The sequence below is a fragment of the Coleofasciculus sp. G2-EDA-02 genome (genome assembly GCF_040226375.1).
Classification (GTDB): domain Bacteria; phylum Cyanobacteriota; class Cyanobacteriia; order Cyanobacteriales; family Coleofasciculaceae; genus Coleofasciculus.
Window position 1 is genome coordinate 1 of record NZ_JAVKEW010000242.1, and the last position, 22,594, is coordinate 22,594.

General features: G+C 45.4%; 13 protein-coding genes and 2 pseudogenes. 4 read left to right on the plus strand and 11 right to left on the minus strand.

All coding sequences use genetic code 11. From position 1 onward, the window contains the following. A pseudogene (locus RLO19_RS27635) lies at positions 1 to 109 on the plus strand (IS200/IS605 family transposase); the annotation flags it as partial. Positions 110 to 130: 21 nt separating this feature from the next. Here the strand turns inward: RLO19_RS27635 and RLO19_RS27640 are convergent. Beyond that, positions 131 to 388, minus strand: a pseudogene (locus RLO19_RS27640) (phospholipid-binding protein); the annotation flags it as partial. A 267-nt stretch (positions 389 to 655) separates the two neighbouring features. On the opposite strand from RLO19_RS27640, the gene RLO19_RS27645 reads away from it, so the two are divergent. Beyond that, on the plus strand, positions 656 to 1,618 hold the full coding sequence (locus RLO19_RS27645) for a glutaminase (protein WP_446360572.1): 963 nt from the start codon (positions 656 to 658) through the stop codon (positions 1,616 to 1,618). Positions 1,619 to 1,805: 187 nt separating this feature from the next. Here RLO19_RS27645 and RLO19_RS27650 read toward each other — a convergent pair whose 3' ends face one another. The 10 genes from RLO19_RS27650 to RLO19_RS27695 form a co-directional block, all read right to left on the minus strand. After that, on the minus strand, positions 1,806 to 2,930 hold the full coding sequence (locus RLO19_RS27650) for a THUMP domain-containing class I SAM-dependent RNA methyltransferase (protein WP_446360573.1): 1,125 nt from the start codon (positions 2,928 to 2,930) through the stop codon (positions 1,806 to 1,808). Positions 2,931 to 2,968: 38 nt separating this feature from the next. Beyond that, positions 2,969 to 3,757 (minus strand): DNA-binding response regulator, encoded by a 789-nt coding sequence (locus tag RLO19_RS27655; protein ID WP_446360574.1) that lies wholly within the window; start codon positions 3,755 to 3,757, stop codon positions 2,969 to 2,971. Positions 3,758 to 3,888: 131 nt separating this feature from the next. Then, complete coding sequence (locus RLO19_RS27660; protein ID WP_446360575.1) at positions 3,889 to 6,474, minus strand: tetratricopeptide repeat protein; 2,586 nt, start codon at positions 6,472 to 6,474, stop codon at positions 3,889 to 3,891. A 337-nt stretch (positions 6,475 to 6,811) separates the two neighbouring features. Continuing rightward, entirely contained in the window at positions 6,812 to 7,024 is a 213-nt protein-coding gene (locus RLO19_RS27665) for a hypothetical protein (protein WP_446360576.1), read from the minus strand. Positions 7,025 to 7,203: 179 nt separating this feature from the next. Then, positions 7,204 to 7,866: a phosphoribosyltransferase gene (locus RLO19_RS27670; RefSeq protein ID WP_446360577.1), complete on the minus strand. Its 663-nt coding sequence runs from the start codon at positions 7,864 to 7,866 to the stop codon at positions 7,204 to 7,206. A gap of 219 nt (positions 7,867 to 8,085) precedes the next feature. Further along, positions 8,086 to 10,680, minus strand: coding sequence for a PAS domain S-box protein (locus tag RLO19_RS27675; RefSeq protein ID WP_446360578.1), 2,595 nt, complete (start codon positions 10,678 to 10,680; stop codon positions 8,086 to 8,088). Then, positions 10,622 to 12,130, minus strand: a complete 1,509-nt coding sequence (locus RLO19_RS27680; RefSeq protein WP_446360579.1) for a CBS domain-containing protein — start codon at positions 12,128 to 12,130, stop codon at positions 10,622 to 10,624. The genes RLO19_RS27675 and RLO19_RS27680 overlap by 59 nt, the downstream gene beginning before the upstream one ends. An 81-nt stretch (positions 12,131 to 12,211) precedes the next feature. Beyond that, entirely contained in the window at positions 12,212 to 17,395 is a 5,184-nt protein-coding gene (locus RLO19_RS27685; protein WP_446360580.1) for a PAS domain S-box protein, read from the minus strand. Positions 17,396 to 17,521: 126 nt separating this feature from the next. Beyond that, positions 17,522 to 17,689, minus strand: a complete 168-nt coding sequence (locus RLO19_RS27690) for a hypothetical protein (RefSeq protein ID WP_446360581.1) — start codon at positions 17,687 to 17,689, stop codon at positions 17,522 to 17,524. Positions 17,690 to 17,781: 92 nt separating this feature from the next. Further along, on the minus strand, positions 17,782 to 18,840 hold the full coding sequence (locus RLO19_RS27695; protein WP_446360582.1) for a YihY/virulence factor BrkB family protein: 1,059 nt from the start codon (positions 18,838 to 18,840) through the stop codon (positions 17,782 to 17,784). Between the two features lie 322 nt (positions 18,841 to 19,162). Between RLO19_RS27695 and RLO19_RS27700 the strand changes: the two genes are divergently transcribed. Together RLO19_RS27700 and bchD are read left to right on the plus strand one after the other, a co-directional pair. Beyond that, positions 19,163 to 20,434, plus strand: a complete 1,272-nt coding sequence (locus RLO19_RS27700) for a glycosyltransferase (protein ID WP_446360583.1) — start codon at positions 19,163 to 19,165, stop codon at positions 20,432 to 20,434. Positions 20,435 to 20,554: 120 nt separating this feature from the next. Beyond that, positions 20,555 to 22,582 carry a magnesium chelatase ATPase subunit D gene (gene bchD / locus RLO19_RS27705; RefSeq protein ID WP_446360584.1) on the plus strand — a complete coding sequence of 676 codons (2,028 nt, stop codon included), beginning with the start codon at positions 20,555 to 20,557 and terminating at the stop codon, positions 22,580 to 22,582. Positions 22,583 to 22,594 lie beyond the last annotated feature (12 nt).

The following is a 22,594-nucleotide window of genomic DNA, read 5'->3' on the forward strand; positions in this document are numbered from 1 at the left end:
TGTTTTATGGACAGGCGCTTATTTTGTCGCTAGTTGTGGCGGTGTTACCATTGAACAGCTAAAAGTCTACGTTCAAAGCCAAGATTGTCCGGATTCATCCCATCGCTAAAAGCGAGGGTCTTCTCCGGACGCTAAGATAAAGAGTATTGATGTCATCTAGATCAGGGTCTTCATCAAAGGCTAAAGCTACCCGCTTCGCTAAACCACTTTGGTCATATTCTCCATTTAAACCAAGACGTTCTGGAGGAGTGGTGGAAAGTTTAGTCGTTGCTGGAGCTTGAGCGGTTTTGGGGCGACTGGCTACAGATGTAGGCTGCTGTTGTGTTGGAGGATTTACCTTTGCTTCTTTTGGCTTATCCATGCCAAATAGTCGTTTTAACCAACCCATATTCTTTTGAACTCCTATTATATTTGCCTATTGAGTTAATCATTATCGGTCAAACCTAGGAGTTAGAACATCTATCAATAAGGATATTTTGGTATTATAACTATCGCCATAAAGGTACAGATTGAGAGCCGACAACACTAGGTATCAGCAAGAACTCTTCTGTCATCTGCCTTGTGCCTTTTGCTATATGAGTCACTCACCTGGAAAAAAGGAAAAATCTTGATCAATCTAAGTTGAATTGGGGATAGCATGACTGAAAAAAATAAGATGTCTCACTCTATCAGTGACTGGAATAATCCGCATCGTCATCAATCTTTACTGAGACTATCCGCACTGACTCAGGATCAACTCAATCCCTTAATCGTTCAGGCAAAAGTACAATGTCAAGGGGGACAACTACCCACCTATATCCCATATTTGGCACAGGCAAATCCAACCTGGGTGGCGGTGCAGGTACAGAGGATTCAGGGTGAGGGGGTGGCGGCGGGTGATATTTATCATTCATTTCCCTTGATGAGTGTGATTAAGCCGTTTGTACTGCTATTTTTGCTGGAACAATTGGGGATAGAGGCGGTATTTTCTCAGGTGGGGATGGAATCGTCTGATCAGCCATTCAATTCCTTAGCCCAACTGCAAGCTGATGGGGGAAAGCCACGCAACCCAATGATTAATAGTGGTGCGATCGCACTCGCTGGGCGTTTACCGGGTAAGGATGCAGCGTCTCGTTGTGAAACCCTGCGCCAGTGGCTGAATCAGCGATCGCAGTCTGGGTTATTTTTAGATGAGGCTATGTTACAATCGGTGCGTTCTCTCCCCAATGAACGGAACCGCGCGATCGCGAATTTATTAGCCGCCTCTGGTTATCTGGATCACCCAGAAATCGCCCTGGATACCTACAATCACGTCTGTTGTCTATCGGGAACCGTGAGGAATTTAGCTCAACTGGGGATGCTGCTGGCGCAGGATACGAGCCTAATATCACCTCAACACCGCCATATCGTCAACGACATTCTGATCACCTGTGGATTGTATCAAGCCTCCAGTCGCTTTGCGGTAGAGGTAGGATTGCCAACCAAGTCAGGGGTGAGTGGGGCGATGGTTTCCGTCGTACCCTCTCAGGGTGCGATCGCTTGTTATTCTCCGGCGTTAGATGAGACGGGGAATTCTAAAGCGGGGTTGTTTATTGTGCAGCAATTGGCGCAGGGTTTAGAGTTGAATGGTTTGGGTTAAATTTCAGCATCGGAATGATATTTTTTTAACGCAGAGAGACGCAGAGGTTCGCGCAGAGGTCAAGAGAGGGGTTGTAAGTGTTTTGAAATTGTTGGAAATACTAGGTTAGTCGTCTTTAGACGACTTTAGCTTTTAGCCTTGGGTTTTAACCCAAGGCGGTTTAATGCGAGTGGTAAAAAAGTGATTATTAATACAGTTCATATTTTAAAAAGGTGCAAGGAATAGAACCGTTATATACGGGAATTCTACGGGATGGTTTTAGTCCTACGCGCTTTGCCAACTGCTTATTTCCTGTTAAAATAAATGCTGTCCATCCTTTAAAGCGTTGTTTAAAGATATCCCCTAGTAATTTATATAAATCTCCCAGTTCTTGAGGATTCCCCAAACGTTCTCCATAGGGAGGATTGCAGATAATTATCCCGCTATCGGCTGGGGGTTCTACCTGGGAAAGGTCTTGTTGGATAAAGGTGATCTGCTTTAGAATGCCACAGTGTTGGGCATTACTCCGGGCTTGGTTAAGGATATCCGCGTCGCGATCGCATCCCGTAATCGGTGCTGCTAATTCCTGGTGCTGACAGGCTTTTGCTTCTTTGAGCAGGTGTTGCCAAAGGGTGGGATTAAAATCTAACCAACGCTCAAATCCAAACTGTTCTCGAAACAAGCCAGGGGCAATATTTAAGCTGATTAAGCTGGCTTCTAGGGGTAGCGTTCCGGAACCACACATTGGGTCTAATAAAGGCAAATTCGGATGCCATTCTGCTAATTCTAACAGTGCGGCGGCTAAGGTTTCTTTGAGGGGAGCAAGTCCCATGGCGGGTCGATATCCGCGTCGATGTAGACTAGTTCCTGAACTATCTAAACTGAGAATACAACGGGTTTGATGAATGTGAACATTGACGAAAAGGTCAGGCTTTTCTATATTTATACTAGACCTTTGACTAAACTGGCTACGTTGTTGATCGACGATTGCGTTTTTCACCTGCAGGGCGGTAAAGTGGCTATGGTTAAGCTGGTTATTCTTTCCTGTCGCATTCACGGCTAAGGTTTGCTGCGGTTTCAGGTATTGCGCCCAAGGAATGCTTTGTACCCCCTGGTAAAGTTGTTTAGCATTTGCACAAGGAAATTCGGCGATAACGACGAGTACGCGAAAAATCGTTCTCGCCCAGAGATTTACCTGATACATTAATGATGTATCGCCCTGAAAATGCACCCCCGCAAAATCTGTACGCACCTCCTGCGCCCCCAAGCGTTCAAGTTCTTGCGCCGCAATGGGTTCTAATCCACGGGCTACTGTGGCAAAGTAATGGTTCACGTTTTATGGTTTAATACAACGTCTACCGATTCTGTATTTTATAAAAGCTCCTTTAACAAAGATTTAGGTAACAAGGATTCAGTCAATGACTCAGAGTTATCAGAATCATCAAATAACTTGGTCATGTAATCATAGTTACCCTCACCGACATTTTTGTTCAAGATGTTGATAATCATTTCTGAATTATCGTAGGGACCGCTAATATAAAAGGGTTTGCCATTGCGACCCAATTGAATTTTGGGTTGACCACTCCACTTACCTAAATGCTGTCGCGATCGCTTAAAATCTCGATGGGGTTGAAATCCTAATTGTTCGGCATAGTCTACTGCACTATAAACTAGGGATTGGGCTTGTTCTAGGGTGATTTTTTGATGTCCTTCGGGAAAGCCGCGATAGGCATAGTCTAACATCTGTTTATATTCAACTGAATTCAGTTGCCTCGGCCCCATGGTATCTTTGACACCGAGACACCATACATCTAACAGGTAAGTACAAACGGTGAATCGGTCATATTTGGGTTTGCGGGTAATACAGACTAAGGCTAAACCTCGGTCGATATTCTCCTCGGTTTCTTGAACGGGTTCAGTATTTTCATGAAGATAATACTCAGCACAACTGGCGTTGACGAAGCATTCAAAAACTGGATCTAATTCTCCTGATGCAACACGGGCAAGTTTGGTTTCTTCCGCCTGTTCTTTGATATAGGCGGTGACTTCAGCCGCCCGTAATCCTAATTTGCGAGCAATTTGTTTCGGGGTTAAGTTGCGATCGCGTAATTCGGTGATTTCTTGTTGTTGTTCGGGTGTCATAGTTTTGTCATTAGTCATTCGTCATTGGTCATTTGTTAGATTGATAAATCAGGGCGGGTTTTGTTGAGCAGTGATTGGTAAGAAGCTACCGCTAGTTCCTAAACCCGCCCCTACAATTGTGGTTAAACCCGCTCCTACAGTTATACGTTTCATTGTTCAATCAACCTCCAGAAGCGATCATCTTGGGCGATCGCGTCCAAGTCTAAATCTGTTCTGGCTTCCTCACGATACGCGGGATTGAGGGCGATGGCTTTTTCTAGGTTATCGATACTGAAGTGAACCTGACGTTGTTGAGCATAGCCGATAGCTTTCTGATAAAAAGCTGGGGCATAATCGGGTTGAATGGCTAATGCCTGATCATAACTTTCTAACGCTTCTTGATTGCGTTTTAACTTGAGTAACATATTCCCTTTGTATGTCCAAGCTTTATGGGAATCTGGTTTGAGTTCAATCGCCTTTTCAAAAGACGTTACCGCCTCCTCATACCGTTCCAATACCGCCAAAGCCAAGCCGCGATTAAACCAAGCCACGCCATCATCCGGTTGCACTTGTACCGCTTGATCAAAGGAATTAAACGCCTCTTGGTGTTGTTGCAGTGCGCCGAGTACCACACCGCGATTTACCCAAGCTTCATGGTAATCGGGTTTGATTTCCAACGCCTGCTCAAAGGATGCGATCGCATCCTCCCGGCGTTTCAATCTCCCTAGCATCATTCCCCGATTTAGCCATGCTTTGTAATCATCAGGCTGGATTTGAATCACCTTATTGAACGCCACTAACGCCCCTTCAAAGCGCTGTAATTCCCGTAAAGCCAACCCTCTATAATACAAGGTATCGGTGGCTTCTGGGGCGAGTTCCAATCCCCGATCCAAGGATGCGATCGCGTCTTGGTAGCGTTTTAATTCCCATAAGGCGACACCACGCTGATGCCATAGATTCGCGTTATCGGGTTGTAGTTCTAGGGCTTGATCATACCGTGCGATCGCCTCTTCATAGTCACCTTGAGCGAATAAATTATTCCCTTGATTAATATAGTCCTTTACATTCAAGAAAAACTCAGGATGATTCTCATTCAATCGTTCCAGTTGTTCCGTCAGGGGTTGGATTTGTTGCAGTACATCAGATAAGGCAGATTCGGCAATTTCCGTGGGCGTAATCTCTGCTAATTTTTGCAGGATTTCCTGTTTTTGCCGTTGAGCATCGCTTTGAATATCGGTTAACTCATCGCCTAACATAGACTCCAATTTTTCCAGGCTTTGGAATGCTTGATCTTTTCGCTCTTGAATCGCCGACTGGAATTGAGAAAATTGATTAGTAAACTCGCTTTGGATTTGACTCAAACTTTGCAGAGTTTGATCCCGGTTTTCTTGTACTCCCGATTGAGTGGTTGAAAGCTGACGGGTTACCTCCTGCTCCAATTTTTTCAAATTCCCCAAGGTTTGATCAATCTCTCCTTGAATTTGCGATTGGGATTGTTCCAGGTGGCGCGTAATCTCTTGGCGTAAGCGTTCCACATCGGCAAAGGCTGTCCCTTGCTGCTGTTGAGCCTTTTGTTCCGCTTCCGTTTTAATCTCTGTCAATTGGGGTGAGAACTCTGAGGCGAGGCGTTGCAAATTCTCTAGAATACTCTCCCGTTCTTGTTTCGTGGTAGTTTGCAGTTGGGTTAATTGCTGTTTAAACTCCGTTTCCGCCTGTTGCAAGTTCTGTAAAATTGTCGCTTTTTGTTCGTTTAGTGACCCTTTCACTTGGTTAAGCTGGGGTGTAAACTCCTTCTGGAGTTTTTCTAAGTTCTGGAGAATCCTATCCCGTTGTTTTTGTGCATCGTTTTGCAGTTGAGTTAATTGCTTACCAAACTCCGTCTCTGTTTTTTGTAAGCGCTGGATAATTGCCGCTTTTTCCCCTTGAGCCGCCTGTTGCAGTTTGGAGAGTTCCGGGGCAAATTCGGCACTGAGTTCTTCTAAACTCTGGATAATTCTATCCCGTTGGCTTTGGGCGTGGTTAAAGAGTTCCGCCAGTTGATTGCTAAACGCCGTTTCTGAGTTTTTCAGGTTTTCCACAACCCGATCTTTTTCGGCGTGAGTATCCTGTTGTAATTTCGCCAGTTCCGGCGTAAACTGGGCGGTTAATTGTTTCAGGTTCTCCAGTGTATTCGTTTGTTCCGATTCAACATGAGAACGCAGTTGGGATAAATGGTGAGAAAACTCGTTATCGGTTTGAGCCAGAGCTTTTTGGGCGTCTTTAATATGGGTATTTAAATCCCGCAGTGCTTGTTGTTGAGATTCCGATAGTTCACTCAGAAGCTGGGATGACTCTTTTTGCTTCATGCTAATATCTTCGTAGAAGTCATCGGCTTCTCTATTTAAATCATTAGCTAAATCTGCGGTACGTTCCAGAATCGCTTGTACCTGTTGATTCGCCTGGTTAATTTTCCCTTCCAAGTCGGTTAATTCATTCAGATGCGCTCTCACCAAATCCGCCACCTCGCGAATTACCGCCCGTCGCAACAGGAATAAGCCAACAATCGCCGCAATTAACAGCAGCGCTAAGACAGCTAGGAGGACATTAAACAGGGTGGTGGTGCGACTAAAGGCGCGATTTGCCTCCGCCTGTACTTGTTCTTGGATACGCCGCTGCTGTCGCAACCGTTCCAACTCTTGTTCCTCGGTATCAGAAAGCGCTTGAGATAGTAACGCATCTTGGGCGATGGCTTGAGGCTGGATAACGCTAACAGACAATAGGATTGTCGAAAAGACAACTGCGCTTAACGATAGGAATGTCAAAGTCACCGAGTTTATGAGCTTCATCAGAACGTCCTTTGCCTATTGCTCTCCCATTGCCATCTGATTTCTAACCTTACCTCAAAATCAGGTTTGTCGTTGCGCTTTAGCGCCGACTGCACGAATGGTACTGACTGGCATGGTGGTGGGCATTGTCCACCCTACGGTATATCAAGGGTTTCGGCGATCTAAAATCGCAAAGTTTCAGTGCCATTAAACTTTTATCATATCAAGAAATTAGGCGGTTAAATGTAGGGGTACGACAATGCCGTGCCTGTTAAAATTGCCGTGTCCCTTAAAAGGGAAGATCAATTAGAATATTCTGATTTTTGGGATAATGCTGGGGGTTTTCTGGATCTTCTGCCCAACGCCCAGGATTTTCTTTAATATAGCGTCGGATAGTCTCTAACGATTTTTCATCTCGGTTGATGTGTTCGTAAAAATTACGTTGCCAGATTAAGGATGTATGTGTTGTATTGCAGAGGAGATTAATTTGTTTGGTGACCAATGAAAGAGCCCCTACGATAATCCAGGGATAATTGATTAGGTAGGGTCATCATATCCGTTTCTATTTGCCAGACACGTTATTCCGTGGGCGCACGATATTAATAGGGCATGGAACGATAGTATTGTTCGGCGTTCTTAATCAACCGGGCATTTTGTTCGGCATAATCTAAGTCCTCCTAATCATCGAGTTGAACCAGCTATTTGTTGACTGGCTGAGCGCTCCATTAAGTCACGCACTTCTTGGTCAGTGGTTTGGTCAAAGTTGTCGTACCACAAACCTACCGCGTGGAACGGTTGGGGTGTTTCACTGCAGATAATTTCGTCTACCTCGACTTGAACATCCTGGCAGGTTTCTGGCGCAGCAACGGGGACAGCCGCAATGATTTTTTTCGGGTCATGCTGTCGCAAGGCAACGGCAGCGGCGTGCATCGATGCCCCTGTGGCTAAACCGTCATCCACTAAAAGTACAGTGCGATCGCGCAATTCTAGGGGAGGAAGATTACCTCGGTAAGCCTTTTCCCGCCGTTCTAATTCTTTTTGCTCTTTCGCCGCCACTTGGTCAATCACTTGCTCCGATACCCGCAGCGATCGCACGACGTCCTGGTTTAAAATACGGGTTCCACCACTCGCGATCGCGCCCATTGCCAGTTCTTCTTGACCTGGTACACCCAGTTTGCGAACCAGCCAAACATCCAAAGGGGCATCAAGTCCTCTCGCCACTTCATAAGCCACAGGTACACCACCACGGGGTAATGCTAGGACAATCACATCGGGGCGGTTGGCATACTCTTTGAGGTCGCTGGCAAGTCTTTGACCTGCTTCTTTTCTATTTTTGAAACGCATAATTATCCCAAATTGTCAACAATTTCTAGACCACTAATTCAATCAGCGATAAAGTTTTCTCTGAACTCCCTCATCCTGCCTGATTCTTAATTAAAAGGGGGTTGAATCCTGAATAGACGGCTTAATTATTGGTTTAAGCTTCTATTAGCTTAGCTCGTTAGATGCAATAAATTCTTCAACCTACAGATAGATACCTGAACACCCCAAACCCTAGCTAATTTACTTCGCAAGATCCATTTCATTTAAGCAGATTTCTCTTGGCTGTTGCGATCGCGGTTTAAGCGGAATCTCGATCATGAATGTTGTTCCTTTCCCTGGAGTAGACAAACAACAGAGTTGCCCCTGGTGTTTCTCAACGATAATTTGGTAGCTAATGGATAAGCCCAAACCCGTACCACTGCCTACAGGTTTTGTCGTAAAAAACGGATCAAAAATTTGCGGTTGCACCTCCTCAGAGATGCCAATTCCGTTGTCAGTAATGCAGATCTTCACAATATCGGTCTGCTGGCTTCCATTTTTCGGGGGTCGTTTTCGGTTAGCACCAGCTACTTCGGTGCTGATCCTAATCACCCCCGGTGACGAGTGACTGTCTATGGCGTCGATAGCATTAGCTAGTATATTCATAAACACCTGATTCAATTGATTCGCATAACAGGTTACTTGGGGCAGTTGACCATACTCTTTAATCACCTGAATTTCCTGTCGATTTCCGGGCTTTTTGAGTCGATGCTGTAAAATGAACAGCGTGCTTTCTATCCCTTGATGAATATCCACCGACTTCAGTTCAGCTTCATCGAGTCGAGAAAAGTTTCTCAGGGAAAGAATAATCTGATGAATCCGTTCCGCCCCCTCTTGGATAGAATTGAGCAGTTTATGCCAATCTTCTCTGACAAACTGTAAGTCAATGGCTTCGGCTATCTCTTCAAGGGTTTCCGGGGGATTGGGATAAGTTTCTTGATAGCGATTAATTAGCTGAATCAAATCGTTAAAGTATTGACGACCAATAGTAATATTGCCAAAAATAAAAGAAACTGGATTATTAATTTCATGAGCAATTCCCGCGATCATTTGCCCCAGACTCGACATTTTTGCCGTTTGCACAAGCTGGGATTGGGTGCGTTTTAATTCTTCGAGAGTGCGTTGGAGTTGATGCGCTCTTTCTCGTTCTCGTGCTTCAGATTGTCGCAAAGCGGTTTCAGCTTTTTGGCGCTGGGTGATATCTAAAGCAGTTCCGAAGAGTTTAATTATCCGATACTGCTGATCAAAAATGGGTTCAATTCTCACCTCAAGATGCCGAACTGTCGTCCGATTTCTCGGTAAAATCTGAAACTCTAATTCGTAGCAGAGTCCTTGCTCAATGGCTTGCTTGATGGTTTCTTCAAATTGGGAACGATCATCGGGATGAATAAAGTCAAGGAGTTGTTGATAGGTTGGTTCTGTTTGATTTGGTTCCAGACCAAAAATGCGAAACAGTTCGGCTGACCAGATAATTTGACTGGTGAGAACATCAAATTCCCAATTACCAATGTGGGCAATTCGTTGAGCTTGAGCTAGATTTTCTTCCGAGAGGCGCAGTTTTTCTTCCGCCTGTTTGCGCGTGGTAATATCAATGCCAAAGGATTGAATTTCTAAAATATGTCCTTGTTCATCCAGAATCGGTTGATCAGTCCACTTAAACCAATGGAGTTTACCCTGATGAGAGATCATGATATGTTCGGAGGTTTCTGGACATTCATGGTTGACTAGGGATTTGACAAAATCTCTGATCTGGTCTTGAATAGAATCAGGCAGTAATTCTAAATATTTTGTGCCAATCAGTTGAGCTGAAGACTTGCCAAAAAAACGACAGTAAGACTGGTTGACAAAGGTGAGGGTGGTATCCGGTTTCCAGCGACAGACGAGGACTTGTTTCTGAAATTCTACCAGTTCTCGATACCGGATTTCGCTTAAGCGTAATGCTTCTTGTGCTTTTTGACGTTCTGTGATGTCACTGGCTGTACCCGTTACACCGACAACTTGACCTTGGTCATCCACCACTGCGATCGCGTTGAGCAATAATTGAATGGGTTCCCCGGCTTTGGTTAGATGGGTTGTTTCATATTGGAACACAGACTGTCCCTGAAGTAAACACTTAAAAAGATTAACATCCGGTTTCAGGCGTTCCGGTGACAAGAAATCGGTAAACGAACGTCCCAGCATTTCCTCTGGAGAATACCCATAAAGGCGTTGTACAATCGGATTAACAAAGGTGTAACACCCATACCGATCAACCGACCAAATCAAGTCTTGTGACGCTTCAACCAGATGGCGATATTTTTTTTCACTCTCACTCAGAGCAATTTCTGCATGGTGGCGTTCCTGAATTTCTTGTTGCAGTTGGATATTTTGTTGGGCTAGCTGCTGTTGTAACCGTTGTAGGCGTAATTGATTCTCAACCCGGGCTAATACTTCTTGCACTTGAAACGGTTTAGTAATGTAATCGACGCCACCGACTTCAAAGGCTTTCACCTTATCAAAGGTTTCATTCAAACCACTTAAAAAAATTACCGGAATGTTTTGGGTGATCACAGAGGCTTTCAACTGTTGACAAACTTGATAGCCGTCCATGTCTGGCATGACAATATCCAGTAAAATTAAATCGGGGGGACTGTTCGCAATAGATCTCAGCGCCAGTTTACCATTGGGTATAATCCTGATTTTGTACCCTTGCTTGGTTAACATCTCGGTTAAAAGGTGCAAATTATCCGGGGTATCATCAATCGCTAGTATTGTCCCTTTGTACAAAGGAATTGACTCCAGAGTCATCTTGTTCATCAGTAGTTGATTTGGTCAAAGCTAATAGCCGTTCAAACTGAAATTCATGAGCTAAAGTAGAGAGAGAATTGGCTAAGAACTCATCGCGATCGCGAATTTCCTCGATCAGGCTCAGCATCACATCAAAATCTCCTTCAATTGTGGCTTGATGGAACGAGGTTTGCCAATCCCTGGGTAAATCAGCCATATCCTTTGGCGTCAAGATAATGGTTACCGGGGAGGCAGGCACCTTGGGTAGCACCTCAGACAGCTCAAAATTAACTTCATTGTACGGAATATGAGTGGACTGAGTTTTGGTTAATTCCAACAAGTTTTCCAACAGTTCGAGCAAATGCTTACCAGCACTAGAGATGATACCTAAATTTTTCTGATCTTCGGGGGAGAGGGATTTTGAACGGTGCATCAGTTGAGAAAAACCGAGAATCGCGTGGAGTGGTGTTCTAAATTCATGGTTTAAATTGGCTAAGAAGGCACGTTTAACTTGGTTAGCGGCGGTGGCTTCGTCTTTGGCTTGTTGCAGTTGTGCTTCTAACTTGCCATATTGGCAGAGTTTTTGCTGCAATTGCTCATTGAGTTGACTTAACTCCTGGGTTCGCTCATCCACTTGTTTACGCAGAAGTTCAATCGTAGCATACAGTTCTAGGGGGTTTAGCGCTTCTATGATTGTACTTTGGGTGATGATTCCTGCTAGTATTCCGGCTTCGTCTACAACCACTAAACGGCGAATTTTGTGGCATTTCATTATTTCATTCGCCAGCATCATTGAATCACTAATTTTAATCGGGATTAGGGGATTACTCATCATTGTTTTCGCCGGAGTATTAGCGAAATCAATCCCCATTTTATTAAACTGAATAATATCCCGTTCTGTAATAATTCCTACGGGAACAATATCCGCTTCGTTTTGAGTTTCAGTAATCACGATGCAGCTTTTATGATGGGTAACCATTTGCTGGGTAATTTCGAGTAATGACGCTGTGGATTCATTCTGAATCACCTGAGAAGTCATGACATCCCCCACTTGTTTGAACTTCAATAAGTCAGTCGGTTGAACAACCTCTCGAATGGTTTTAGGCGTAATTACTCCAATAATTTTGCTCTGTTGATCGATTACAGGCAAATGACGAATATGATGCTGGCGTAGCAGGGAAATAATCGAAAAAACGCCTTGATCTTGGTCAACGGAAACGGTAACCGGATCAGGAGTCATCACGGCTTGAATCCTTAAGTTTTCCAGGGGTATCTGCTGGGCAGCGATGCGGACAAAATCCCGTTCCGTGAAAATACCCACTAACCGTTTTCTTTTGACGACTAAGGCATAACTCCTCTGAAGTTCATTGAGCGAATTAATAACGTCCGTTACCCGCGTCTGGGGAGTAACTATCAGGGGATTGCGATCAATAGCTTGTGATTGGGATAGTTGTTTTAAAAGGGGACTGCTGGATGACATTTTTTGCATTTATTTTTTATTGAGGGGTAAGGATTCAGGGAACAGCGATCTTTTTCCCTTCCCCCTTCCCTTTCCATTAACTCATAATTTATCAGTTATAGTTGACCAAGGTTCGGTTAAATCGAGTAATCGTTCAAACTGGAAATTCTTAGCCAAGTGAGCAAGAGTATGGGCTAGAGTATTATCCTGAGCCTGGATTTGATCAATCAAGCTTAACATCTGCTCAAAATCTCCCTCAAGGGTAGCTTGGTGCAACGATGCTAACCAATCAATAGGCAGGATAGCCAAATCATCAGATGTTAAGACAACTGTCTCCGTTTGCCCGGTATTTTGTTCCGGCTCGTCACAGATAAAATTGACTTTCAGATGTTGGCGTATGGCGGCAAACAAATCCGATTCGTGAAACGGTTTGGCAATGAAATCTGTGCAACCCACCTCTAAGGCTTTTAACCGTTCTTCTTCTATTACACTAGCACTTAGGGCAATGATTATTGGGGAACAGACGCGCCATGGCGCGTCTCTACACTGTCGGATTTGTTGGGTAACAGCGTAGCCATCCATTCCCGGCATCCGCAAATCCATTAAAATTAAATGAGGTTGCCAATTATGCCAAATATCAATCGCCTCTTTACCATTACTAGCCTCTTGGAGTTCAAAGCCCAAGGGATTCAGCAATTGGATCAATAGTTGACGGTTTTCCACTTGATCATCCACAATCAAAATTCGATAGTGGGGTTGATTTGGTGTAAGGGCAATGACGCGACAGGGAGTCGTTTGGGCTGTGCTGGGAGTGACATCGATTACCTGGGCTTGAATATCAAATGTAAAGGTTGTACCCAGTTTAACTTGACTTTTAACCGTGATTTCTCCGCCCATAAGTTGAATAAACTTGCGCGTAATCGGCAGCCCTAAACCTGTTCCGTTCTGGGATTGAACTCCACTTTGGCTTTGCACAAAGGCTTCAAAGATACTCTCTAATTCATCAGCCGCAATACCGCATCCGGTATCTTTGATTTCAAAATGAAGGGTTATTTTTCTGTCTAAACTGTTCTCATTTTCTTCTACCTCTCTTCGGTCATTTCTCCTTTGTGAGGCAACATTCACAACCACACTTCCTGCTGAAGTAAATTTAATCGCATTACTCAAAAGATTAATTAAGACTTGGCGTAACTTAATCTCATCGGTTTGGATGGTGTGGGGAACATCAGCCGCACAGTTAAAACCCAATTGTAAGCCGTTTTCATCTGCCTTGAGTCGAAACATATCTTCAACTTCACGCAACAGATGATGCAAGTTAAATGTGGTTTCATTCAGGGTAATGCGTCCCGCTTCAATTTTAGATAAATCTAAAACCTGGTTAATTAGTGTCAGTAAATGTTCTCCACTATTGTGAATAATCCGTAGATTGTTTTGGTACTGGCGGGGAAGGGTGACACTATTACTCATCAGTTGAGCAAACCCCAAAATGGCGTTGAGGGGACTTCGCAATTCATGACTCATATTTGCCAGGAATGTGCTTTTTGCCCGGTTAGCTGCATCGGCGGCTTCTTTTGCCTCTTGTAAGGCGATTTCAGCTAATTTGCGTTCGGTGATATCAGTATTCGTACCAACCATGCGTATACCCTTTCCTTGGGCATCTCGGATGGCTTGTCCCCGCACAATAATCCAACGAATTGAGCCATCTTTGTGCAGCATTCGATGTTCAACTCGGTACTCTGGAGAAACTCCCGCTAAATGTGCATCGGCGGCGGCGAGGACAACCGACTGATCATCAGGATGAATATAGGTTGTCCAATGGTTCAAATCATTGGCAATTTCTGCCTCGGTGTAACCGAGAATTGCCTTAATTGTGGGGTCGATATAAAATTCATTGGTCTGTAGATTCCATTCCCAAACTCCTACCTTTGCCGCACGAGTTGCTAACTCATAGCGCTGTTCACTCTCTTGTAATGCGGCTTCTATCTGTTGGCGTTCGGTGATGTCTGTGGCGGTACCCAAAAGTTGGGTAACCATACCGTCAGCGGTTCTCGCAAAGGGGGTTTCTCGACCCAAAAGCGTGTGCCATTCTCCATTAGCATCTCTTACTCGGTACTCGATTTCAAAGATTTCTCCATCGGCGGCATTTTGAATTTGTTGGAAATAGGCGGGTAATCGGGCTAAATCCTCTGGATGGATGAGGGTGGGTAGAATGTTTTTACCCATGGCGTAAATTTGTTCTGCAGTATACCCTAAAAACGCTGCCATTTCTCGGTTGGTATAGACATTACGTTGTTCAGTTAAATCGAAAATATATAAAAGATTAGGAGAGGCTTCGGCAATACGTTGAACAAAATGCTGACTTTCTCGTAGTGCAGCTTCGGCTTGCTTGCGTTCAGTAATGTCGCGAACAATACAAATTCTTTCTCCTCCGGGTAATAACGTGATCGAGACTTCATGGGGAAATGTGCTACCGTCACGGCGTAACCCTTGGGCTTCGGTGCGACAATATCCCTGCTGCGATAATAATGGTAAAGAATCTTCTAGCAGTCGTTGATATTCCCTAGTCTCGTACAGCGCCTGCCAATTTTGACCGAGGAGTTGAGCAGCGTTATCATAGCCAAAGATTTGGGCGTGCGCCTGGTTAAGAGAGACATACTCCCCCTGCTGATTCAAAATCCCAATCCCATCGGTAGCGGCTGTCATCGCGGCGGCTTGCAACTGTAAAGTTTTCTCAACCTGTTTGCGATCGCTAATATTAAAGCTAGTACCAATCAGTCGATAGATTCGCCAGTTGCTGTCTCGCAGAGGGGTTAAATTAGTAATCCACCAGGTTTTTTGTCCCTGAATCTGCCGACATTCTTCATAGGTAATCTGTTCTCCCGCTTCAACACAGGCATGATACCGTTCAGACACCGCCTGTGCTACTTCTGGAGTGAAGGCTTCTTGGGGAGTCTTACCGCTTATTTGTGAGGAGAGAAGACCTGACATCCGTTCATGGGCTGGGTTAATGCTAACATAGCGAAATTCACCCAATTCTTGAACATCAACGATAAAGACAGCCGCTTCAATTCCGTCGTAGATACTGCGTAAAAACGCTTCTCGTTCTCTCAGGGATTTCTCTGCTTGTTTGCGTTCGGTGATATCAATTGCCGTACCAATCACCTGCTTAACGGTGCCATTTGGAGTTCTAGCGAATACAGTCTCCCGCCCCCATAGAGTATGCCATTTCCCTTGGGCATCCTGCATCCGATACTCTAACTCGAAAATTTCCCCATCCGCCGCATTCGCTAACTTTTGCCATTTTTCTGAGACGATAGTGAAGTCATCGGGGTGCAGTAGGTTGGAGATAAAATTCTCTCTCATGGCTTGAATTTGTGCGGGTGTATAACCCAAAATGGTAGCAATTTCTTGATTGCTGTAGATATTGCGATTTTCGATCAGATCATAAATATATAAGCAATAGGGTGAAGCCGCCGCAATCTGTTCGATAAAATGTTTACTTTGGCGCAGTTGTTCCTCCGCTTGTTTTTGAGTGCTAATATCAATACTCACACCCACATAGCCGATGGGATTTCCTTGGTGATCTCGAATTAGGGTATTGGTAGCATAAACCGGGAAGGTGCTACCGTCTTGGCATTTAACCGTGAATTCCCCCTCCCAATAACCATTTTCTTGAACACCCGCTAAAATTTCCTGCGCCAGGGATTGATCTTGGGGAAGTACGGTAACATCAAGAATGGATTGACCGAGTATGGTTTCTGGGTTGAGTTGATATAAACCCTGGGCAAATTGATTGGTGTAGATAATGGTTCCGGCTAAATCTGTGGCAATGACAGCGTTACTGACTTGATCCAGTAGAGAGGCTTGCAAGGCAATTTGTGCCTCAGCTTGCTTACGTTGACTAATGTCTCGGATAATAAATAGGGCTTCATTGTCCCCAGTTACCACAACCCGCACTTCTTCATAGTGCTGCTTACCATTGCTCCAATGATGCTGTTCATAAATTTGGGTTTCTTCCCTTAGCAACGCCTGATGTAGATGGTAAAGACAGGTTTGGGCTATGTCTGATGGTAGACAGTCGTGGATGCTGCTGCCAATGCGATCGCAGGTTGGGTAAATTAAGTCTAGTCTATCCCCAGGAGCGATATAATCGGTGATCATCCCCTCAGCGTTGAGCCGAAACATTAAATCAGGAATCGCATCGATAATCGCTTGATTTCTGGCTTCACTTTGGCGTAAGGCGATGTCTACCCGTTGGCGATCAATGGCTGTGGCTAGGATATGGGCAATTCCTTGGAGAAAGTGAACATCATCCTGATTAAATTGGCGGGGTTTTGAGGTATATACGCCCAAAACTCCAAAGGGTTGAGCGCGATCGGGAATAATCACACTAATACCGCTAATTATCCCCTGATCCTGCAACAGGTGTGAACCCTTAAACCGAGTCTCTGTGCGTAAATCTTCAAAAATAACGGGTTCATTGTGGGGTAGAATATAGCCTTCTGTGCTAATTGTGACGTGACTAACTAATTCCCCTTGCCAGCCTACCGCAGCTTTTAGGAATAATGTTTCCCCATCGGGTAAAAGTTGTAACACTTTGGCATAGTTTACCTCCAAGGTTTGAGCCAGCAGAGTTACGGCTTGATCCATTAGCTGAGAGACATCGGTTTCCACTAATGCAGTTTGTCCAAATTGAGCAATTGCGGCTTGTTGGCGGGCGTGGATTTTCAGGGTTGCTTCGGCTTGTTTGCGATCGCGACTAGACGGAGCAATCCTCTGTGCCGCAACTTGTGGTTCTAAACTCTGATTATAATCGGCTAAAACCCGCTCAGCCTGCTGACGTTGAGAGATATCCGCAAACGCCGCGATCGCATGAGTCAGATTTCCCTGACGATCATAGATTGGGGCGCCCCAGGCTTCTAGGGGAATGGTGCGATCGCGGCGACAGATTTCCATATCATCAACTCGTACCCGTCTCCCTTGTAAGGCTTGCCATAAGGGATGGCGATTCTGGGGATAAAATTGATCAGTTCCCGCCTGATAAACCCGATAGGTTTCCATTAATTGATCCGCCGCCATTGATTCAACCATTCCTTGACCGAAAACTTGCTCCCCGAATTTATTCATATAGTAAAGTTTACCATCAGCCTCTGACACAAAAATACCCATAGGTACAGCATCAAGAAGCTGTTTGAGGCGATGTTCACTCTCTTGGAGTTGGGTAATTAATACGGCTTGGTTTAATCCCTGATTCATTTGATCCAGTTGTGCTGTTTTTTGAGTCAATTATTCGTCTTGATGATACCGTCGCCGGGCTTCTTTCACCCTTAGGTGTAAGTCGATGCTTTGCCAAGGTTTATGGATATAACGATATAAGTTTACCGAGTTAATCCCATAACCACTCCCGCCCAATCAGCTTGTCTGGTGAGCATAGTTTTCAGGGTAGCGGGAGAACGTTGATAGATGCACGTCAGCTCTCATCCCTGGCATCAGGTAGTCAGCCATAACGACGGCTACGTCACCACCATCCTCTAGAATATCAGCAAAAACCGTTAATGCTTCTGCCCAACTTGCCGTCACTTCAATGGAGGCATTTTTCCCGAAAGCCGCTTAGAGTAAGGATTTTGCCATTTCTTATTGACATTAAGGTTTAAATGCCGAACCGCTTAATCCTACTTTTCCTTTTCTTTTTTATTTAAGCCCATTTTTCTGGCTAAATCATTGTAGGCTTTCAACGCTTTAGCCCCCGGATTACCTGACTTTTTTGTCGCGGAAGATTTGGGTGACTTGCCTGAATTTTCTGCGGCTTTTTTCAATGTTTCTGTCCGAGGAATTCCTTGTTTTGCCCGCGCTTCTTCAGTGAGTTGAATTGCATGTTTATCGGGAACGATTTCTGCCCCAAATTTTCTCGCATAAACTTGAGTAAATTCTGCCCCCAGAAAAAGAATTTGGGCTGAATAATAAACCCAAGCCAGAAAAACCACTAACGAACCCGCTGCACCATAGGTTGAGGCAAAACCACCCCGCCCTAAATACATACCGATTAAAGAGTTACCAATTGTGAAAAGTATGGCGGTGATAATCGCCCCAATCCAGACATCACTCCAACTAATTTTAACATCCGGAAGAAACTTGTACATCATCGCAAATAGCAGCGTGATTACGCTCAGAGAAAGCCCCCAGTTTAAAAGTGACCAAAGAAATTCCATTCCCAAGAGTAAATCACTGGCATAATTAATCACCGCCGATAAGACGGCACTGATAATCAAGGAAACTAAGAGTAAAAAGCCAACCCCCAGCACAATAGAAAAGGACAATAACCGTTTCTGTAAAAAGCCTTTAACTGGACGTCCCGGTTTAGGTTGTACTCCCCAAACTGTATTCAAGGCATCTTGCAGTTGGGCGAAGACTCCCGATGCACCAAAAAGCAGAACAATAATACTGATAATTGAGGCAATATTGCTAATATTGGGTTGATTAGCATTTTCAATTGCCGTTTCAATCACCTTAGCCCCCTCAGTACCAACCAACCCTTGAATTTGCTGGACAATTTCCCCCCGCGCCGCTTCCGGACCAAAAATAGAACCTGCGATCGCGATCGCGATAATTAACAGCGGTGCTAAGGAAAACACTGTGTAATAGGCTAAGGCGGCGGCTAAACGTGACGCTTTATCCTCTTGCCATTCTTGAATCGTTTCCTGAAATAGTTCTCTAATAATCTTAAAATTCATCACCATGACTCCATCACTGATAGGCATCAGCACATCAACTGGCTAAACCGTACAATTCTTATAAAATCTTCAGGCTTCCACCTACAACCCCCTAAAGACAGAAGTTAGACCATCAGTTAGTAGCGTGGGGTAGTTGAATTGATAGTCCTGGAGTTGTTAAATCGTCATTGGGTGAAACCCAAAGTAAACGGCTTGCCTGATCCCATTTTATTTCACAACTGATTTAGACACACTCAATCCTGTTGCTTTTGAGGCTTAAATTGGTATTTAATAGAGGTTTATTCAGTTTAAGAATATACAATAAACTCGAAAAAGAAAATATATGACGCATTTTGGTATCATCTGCCCCGCTGCACCCAGCCATCTCAACCTGATGTTTAACGTGGGAAACGAACTGAAACAGCGCGGTCATCAGCTCACCCTCTGTGGTTCCATCGAGGTTCAATCTCAGACAGTAGCCAGGGGTTTGGAATTTAGAGCGATTGGTCAGTCCGAGTTTCCCGCCGGAGCAATGGCTCAATATTTGTCTGGGTTAGGGAAAAGGAGTGGACTCAGCGCCAGGAGATATGTTAGTCGTCTAATGTCACGATGGGTAGATGTATTACTACGAGACGCCCCAGAAGCCTGCAAGGACGTTGGTGTAGAAATCCTTCTGGTCGATAATACCTCCTTTGAAGGTGGAACAGTCGCTGAGTATCTTGACATTCCCTTTGTTACCTTGTGTAGTGGTTTAGTGACCCATCAACATCCAAGTATTCCGCCGTGGAATACACCTTGGCGCTATAGCCCGACGTGGTGGGGAAATTGGCGTAACCAAGCAGGGTATAGGGTACTCAATTCCATCGATAAACCCATTTGGGATGTCGTGGAAAACTATCGCCAAGGGTGGAAATTGCCCCCCTTGGCAACCCGCAATGATGCCTACTCTAAACTGGCTCAAATCAGTCATCAACCCGCTGAGTTTGAGTTTCCGCGAACAGATTTACCCGACTATTTCCATTTCACCGGACCTTTCCATAACCCCGCTAATCGGAAACCCCTTTCGTTTCCTTATGAAAAATTAACGGGACAACCGTTGATTTATGCCTCTATGGGGACGATACAAAATAAGCGAATTGAAGTGTTTCAAACCATTGCCTCTGCCTGTGAGGGATTGGATGTACAATTAGTGGTATCTTTGGCAGGTTCTATGCCGCCCGAATCACTACCCCAATTACCTGGGAATCCGATTGTGGTTAGTTTTGCCCCTCAATTGCAACTCCTCGAAAAAGCAACCCTCACCATTACCCATGCCGGATTGCATACGACATTAGAATCGTTGAGTTATGGAGTCCCCATGGTAGCAATTCCGGTAACCAATGACCAGCCTGGTGTAGCTGCACGTATTGCTTGGACAGGGACTGGGGAAGTGATACCCCTGAAGAAATTGAGGGTTTCTCGATTGCGAAATGCCATAAAAAAAGTGCTAACGCAAGAGTCTTATAAACAGAATGCTTTAAATCTACAGGCGCTCATGCGTCAATCCGGTGGCGTCAAACGAGCCGCCGATATTATCGAAGAGGCAGTATTGACGAAAAAACCTGTAAGTAGGTAGACACATACAAGGTAATGGTGGAGATCGTCATTATTTGTCATTCGTCAGATTTTTCAGTTAACCGTCCAAACGACTCCAGGACGCGGTATGCTGAAAAACTGATAGTGTCATGCTTGCCTTATGCCTGTGCTGAACTCTGCCACAGCAATATCCAATTTTCCCCTAACGGCTGTCGTGGGTCAAGAAGCGATTAAATTAGCGCTCCTGTTGGCGGCGGTTGACCCCGGATTAGGAGGAGTTGCGATCGCGGGACGACGGGGAACGGCGAAATCCGTGATGGCACGGGCTCTCCACGCCCTCCTTCCCCCCATTGAAGTGGTGAAGGGTTCCCTGTCTAATTGCCATGCCGATTATCCTCAAGAATGGGATGATCAGCTTTTAGCCCAAGGAATTGAACCCGCCACTGTTGAGACAGAAATTATCCCCGCACCGTTTGTACAAATTCCCCTGGGAACCACCGAAGATCGCCTCTTAGGTTCGGTGGATGTGGAGAAATCGATGCAACAAGGCGAACCTGTTTTTCAACCTGGACTTTTAGCCCAAGCACATCGGGGTATTTTATATATTGATGAAATCAACCTCCTCGATGACCAAATCGCCAACCAACTCTTAAGCGTTCTCACCGAAGGGCGCAACCAAATCGAACGGGAGGGGATTAGTTTTCAGCATCCCTGCAAACCCCTATTAATCGCCACCTACAACCCAGACGAAGGACCCCTGCGGGAGCATTTACTCGATAGAATTGCGATTACCCTATCCGCCGATGGAGTGCTGGCACTGGATCAGCGGGTGCAAGCCGTCGAAGGCGCGATCGCATACACAACCTCACCCCAAGCCTTTATCGAGCAGTATCACGAAGACATAGATAACCTGAAAACCGATATTATTCTGGCACGGGAATGGCTCAAAGAGGTACAAATTACTCATGACCAAATTGCTTATCTCGTCGAAGAAGCCCTGCGGGGTGGCGTCCAAGGACATCGGGCGGAACTGTTTGCCGTGCGTGTTGCCAAAGCCTCAGCCGCCCTAGATGGGCGTCAGACGGTTAGTGCTGACGATTTGAAACGCGCCGTGGAATTGGTGATTGTCCCCCGTTCTACCATCGTCCAGACCCCACCAGAAGAACCCCCACCGCCACCTCCACCCCCACCGCCTCAGAATGAGTCTTCCCAAGACCAAGACGAACCGGAGGATAAGGAAGAACAAGAGGAGCAAGAGGAACCGGAACAAGAACAAGAACCTCCCAGCGTCCCCGAAGAATTCATCTTTGATACCGAGGGAGTCGTTCTCGATCCCAGCGTCCTCTACTTCGCTCAAATGGCGCAGCGGCAAGGAAAATCGGGAACCCGCAGTATTATTTTCTCGGATGATCGTGGGCGATATGTCAAGCCCATGTTACCCAAAGGTGCGGTTAAACGCATCGCCGTTGATGCCACATTACGGGCGGCTGCACCCTATCAGAAAGGACGCCGGGAACGCCAGCCGAACCGTAAGGTTATCGTAGAGTCGGGAGATTTGCGCTCTAAACGCCTAGCCCGTAAAGCCGGGGCTTTGGTGGTATTTGTGGTGGATGCATCGGGTTCAATGGCACTCAACCGAATGCAGTCGGCTAAGGGTGCAGTGATGCAACTTCTGACTGAAGCCTATCAAAACCGCGACCAAGTTTCCCTAATTCCCTTTCGCGGCGAACAAGCGGAGGTGTTGTTACCCCCCACCCGTTCCATTGCTTTGGCGCGGGGGCGGTTAGATCGGTTACCTTGTGGTGGCGGTTCCCCGTTGGCACATGGGTTAACCCAGGCGGTGCGTGTGGGGGTGAATGCCAAAATGTCGGGAGATATCGGTCAGGTGGTGATTGTGGCAATTACCGATGGACGAGGGAATATTTCCTTAGCCCGTTCTTTGGGTGAACCGATAGCCGAGGGCGAAAAGCCGGATATTAAGGGGGAACTGTTGGATATTGCGGCAAGAATTCGGGCAATGGGAATTCAGTTATTGGTGATTGATACGGAAAATAAGTTTGTGTCTACGGGGTTTGCTAAGGAATTAGCGAAGCAGGCGGGTGGGAAATATTACCATTTACCCAAAGCCACGGATAAAGCTATTGCGGCGATGACGAGGAGTGCGATCGCAGATATGAAATCCGGGTAATATCATGTCCGG